We start from the raw sequence: 3,766 nt of genomic DNA on the forward strand, positions 1-3,766 counted from the left end.
GCTCGATCTCGCAAGACCGGTGGTGCTGTGTCGATGGGGGTCACCCGAGGGGATCATGGCTCTTCGAGCTCGCCGGGGGACATGCGCATGAACGACTGGTTGCAGACCTGGATGGATGCCGGGGAGACCTCGGTCCCCACGCTCCGAGCGCGCTCTGGGTGCGAGGGCGTACCGAACTGCTCACCCGCGAACCTCACGTGTCGATCGTCGGGGCGCGAGCATCCAGCGGCTACGGCGAACACGTCGCGACAGAACTGGCCGGTGATCTCGCTGCTACCGGGGCGGTGATCGTCTCGGGCGGTGCCTACGGGATCGATGGTGCAGCGCATCGAGCGGCTCTCGGCGTACAGGGTGCGACCATAGCGTTTCTCGCTGGGGGAGTGGATCGTGCCTACCCGGCCGGACATCAGTCGCTCCTGAGACGAATAGCGGAGGAGGGGGCGCTCGTGAGCGAGCCGCCCTGCGGCGCGGCGCCCACGAAGTGGCGGTTTCTTGCGAGAAACCGTCTGATTGCGGCGCTCGGGCACGCGACGGTCGTCGTCGAGGCAGGGTGGCGCAGCGGATCATTGAACACCGCCGGTCACGCGGCTGCTCTCGGTCGCCCTCTGGGTGCTGTCCCCGGGCCTGTGACCTCGGCTTCTTCGGCCGGATGTCATCGTCTCCTGCGCGAGTATGACGCGCAATGCGTCACCTCAGCCCGGGAGGTGAGAGAACTGCTCGGCTCGCTCGACGACGGATACGAGCAGGGAGCGCACGTCCGGGAGTCGAGCCATACCCGTGTTCTCGACGCCCTGGGAACCAGGTCGCGACTGCCGATAGATGAGGTGGCCCGTCGCTCTGGTTTGTCGCCGGATCGCGTCCGGACGGTGCTCGGCCTCCTGCACCTGGAGGGGGACGTCGCACTCGACGGCGGGGGGTGGTATCGAGCGCCCGCGTCCCCATCGCGCTGATTGCCGGGCATCTCGACGGCGAGGCTGCCTGAGACATCTGGGGAGCGGTGCAAGCTGGAGTCATGGATCTCGCGACCGCGGCAGACGAGTTCGCCGATCACCTGGAGCGGGTGCGTCGGCTGTCTCCCGCGACCGTGAAGGCCTATCGATCCGACCTGCGCGACCTCGACGCATCGGCAGGGGGCGTCCCGCTCGAAGCCGTCGATTTGGAGGTTCTGCGGGATTGGCTCTGGCGTGCGACGCAGCGGGGTGATGCGCGATCGACGCTGGCGCGGCGGGCAGCCACGGCCCGATCGTTCTTCAGCTGGGCGCAGGAGCGCGCCCTCATCGCCCATGACCCGAGCCCGCGTCTGGTCGCGCCGAAGAAGGGGAGGACGCTCCCGACGGTCGCCTCACGAGACGTGATGTCCGCGCTCCTCGACACGCTCCGCGCTGCGGCAGAGGAGGGGGACGCGCTCGCGCTGCGGGACCACGCGATCCTCGAGCTGCTGTACGGCTCCGGTATCCGCGTCTCGGAACTGTGCGGATTGGACATCGACGACCTCGATCTCGATCGCGGCACTGCGCGCGTGCTCGGCAAAGGAGCTAAGGAGCGCGTGGTTCCTTACGGCTCGCCCGCGCGGGACGCGCTCACCGCGTATCTGACACGCGGAAGGCCGGTTCTCGTGGCCAGGTCGCGGACGTTCACCGCCGCAGTGATCCTCGGAAGCCGGGGGGCGAGAGTGGGACCGCGCACCGTGTACGAACTCGTCGCACGTGAGCTCGCTCCGATCGTCGGCACGGAGACGATCGGCCCTCATGCCTTGCGGCACACCGCTGCCACGCACCTTCTCGACGGTGGAGCCGATCTCCGGGCCGTGCAGGAGATCCTCGGACATGCGAGCCTCGGAACGACGCAGATCTATACACATGTCTCCACCGAGCGGCTGACTGCGACCTATCGGCTCGCCCATCCGCGGGCGTGAGCCGGCGTCTCCCGCGCACCTTCGCTCAGCGTGCGAGGCAACACGGGAGAAGCACGGCGCGAGGAACCTCGCCGAAGAAGAGCATGGGGTTCACGTAGTCGCCATTGCGTCGAACACCGAGGTGCAGTGCGCCGGGTGAGGTGTGTCCGCCCACGTCGACGAATCCGATCTCCTCGCCGGAGACCACGACGTCACCCGGAACCAAGGGGGAGCGAAGCGGTTCGAATGTGGTCACCAGTCCTACGTGCTGGCCAGGATGCTGTTGACGCTCGGCTCCTGAACCGTGCCCGATCCGGGGCGCTGACGCCGGTCACTCGAAGCCGGGATAGTCCTGCAGCCTCGTCTGGAACTCCTCGCGATCGGCTTCGCTGAGCACGGCGCTCGCGATCACGGTCAGCTGCAGGCCTTCGAGAGGCTCGCCGGTACGGGCGTTCTGCGCTTCGCGGGCGGCCAGGAATCCGCCGTCCGGATCGTTGGAGAGGTCGTTGATGGTGGCGTAGAAGCGCAGCGGACCGGGGAAGTTCTCGGTGTAGTACTCCCACGTGGTCTGCGTGCGCGGGTCGTCGCTGCCGTAGAGCTTGGCGATCATCGCGGGGTCGATGCCCGACGCGGTCGGATCGTTGAACGAGTACAGAGCCCACAGCCCGTGATCGGTGACGACCTCGCTGATCGCGGCCATCACCTCGAGCTTGCGTTCGTAGTCCTGGATGGGCTCGACGGTCGCCCACGACGCAGAGGTGAACTCGACCAGCATCGACTCCCCGCCATAGCCGTTGCGCTCGGGTCGAAGGTCTTCCTCGCCCACCTGCACCCAGGTGTAGCCGAACTCCGCGGTCAGCCGCGTACGGATGTCGGCGAACATCGTCTCCGCATGCGCGCGCACCTCCTCGAGCGACTCCTGCGAGAGCGTCTTCTGCGGATCGGTGCCCTTGATGGCGGGATAGGCCTCCGCGTGCTTCTGCGCGGCCGTCTTCGTGCCCTCGTAGTTGCCGGAGGCCGAGGTCTGCAGCGCACTCATGCCGCCGACGGTGGCGACGTTGAACAGGACCGTCACGACCAGGGCGATCGCCCCGAGCGTGCGGCCACGTGCCGAGAACAGCGCAGCGACGATCGTGCCGACCACCACGAGCTGCAGTGTGAACATCGTGACGCCGTAGAGGATGTCGGTGCCGCCGGCGATGAGCGTGCCGAGCAGGATCAGGGCGAACAGGATCGACACGGTGAGGGCGATCCACCCGAGGGCGTTCGCCGGCTTCTTCGGTTCCTTCGGCAGCGCAGTGCTCACGACGGTCGGGCTCGGCGTCGATCCGAACGCCTCGCGCCGCGCGCCGCGGTAGCCCCCGGGCGGTGGAACGGGAGGAGCCCCCTCCGTGCCCGCGATGTACCGCGCTCGCTGCCTTTCGTGATCGCTCACCACGGCTTCTCCGTTCCCGAACCGCCCTGGTCGTCGCCCTGTTGCTGATCGCGTTCCTGCGTGCCCTGTTCGAGCTTGTCCTGGAGCCCCTTCAGCTTGTCCTCGGAGGGCTGCTCCTTCTCTCCGGGCTGAGGCTGGGGCTGCTGTTGCTGCTGCTGCTGCTGCTCCTCCTGCTGCTTCTGCTTCAACCGGTCTGCGGTGCCGTCGAGGGAGTCCGCCATGTCACGCTGCGGGTCGGACGACTGCAGCTGGGCTTCCTTGCTGCGGCACGCCTCGGGAGTCTCGATCGTGATCGTGAGCGCCTCGCCGTAGTACAGCAGATCGAGCGGGCCGGGGATGACCCCGATGCCCTGCAGTAGCTGCGAGAGCCACCCCTCGGGCGCGAGGATCACCTGCCAGCCGATGGTGCGCACGAGGAAGTTCGTCCAGAACGGCAC

The 3,766-nt window shown here is 67.7% G+C and carries 3 protein-coding genes and 2 pseudogenes; 2 read left to right on the top strand and 3 right to left on the bottom strand.

Going from position 1 to position 3,766, the window contains the following annotated elements; all coding sequences use genetic code 11:
- Positions 1-125: 125 nt before the first annotated feature.
- Together dprA and KZA10_RS09525 are read left to right on the top strand one after the other, a co-directional pair.
- Positions 126-950 (top strand): annotated as a pseudogene (gene dprA, locus KZA10_RS09520) (DNA-processing protein DprA); the annotation flags it as partial.
- Between the two features lie 62 nt (positions 951-1,012).
- A complete protein-coding gene (locus KZA10_RS09525; protein ID WP_218682748.1) occupies positions 1,013-1,915 on the top strand; it encodes a tyrosine recombinase XerC in 903 nt (300 codons plus the stop codon).
- Between the two features lie 25 nt (positions 1,916-1,940).
- On the opposite strand, the gene KZA10_RS09530 is transcribed toward KZA10_RS09525, so the two are convergent.
- The 3 genes and pseudogenes from KZA10_RS09530 to KZA10_RS09540 form a co-directional block, all read right to left on the bottom strand.
- The gene (locus KZA10_RS09530; protein WP_256934662.1) at positions 1,941-2,150 is read right to left on the bottom strand and encodes a M23 family metallopeptidase; all 210 of its coding nucleotides are present in this window, start codon (positions 2,148-2,150) and stop codon (positions 1,941-1,943) included.
- A 75-nt stretch (positions 2,151-2,225) separates the two neighbouring features.
- Positions 2,226-3,200, bottom strand: a complete 975-nt coding sequence (locus KZA10_RS09535; RefSeq protein ID WP_308289630.1) for a DUF4064 domain-containing protein — start codon at positions 3,198-3,200, stop codon at positions 2,226-2,228.
- Positions 3,201-3,325: 125 nt separating this feature from the next.
- Positions 3,326-3,766 (bottom strand): annotated as a pseudogene (locus KZA10_RS09540) (hypothetical protein); the annotation flags it as partial.

Origin of the sequence: Microbacterium sp. BF1 (assembly GCF_019279095.1) — a bacterium.
In the GTDB taxonomy this organism is placed as follows: Bacteria; Actinomycetota; Actinomycetes; order Actinomycetales; family Microbacteriaceae; genus Microbacterium; species Microbacterium maritypicum.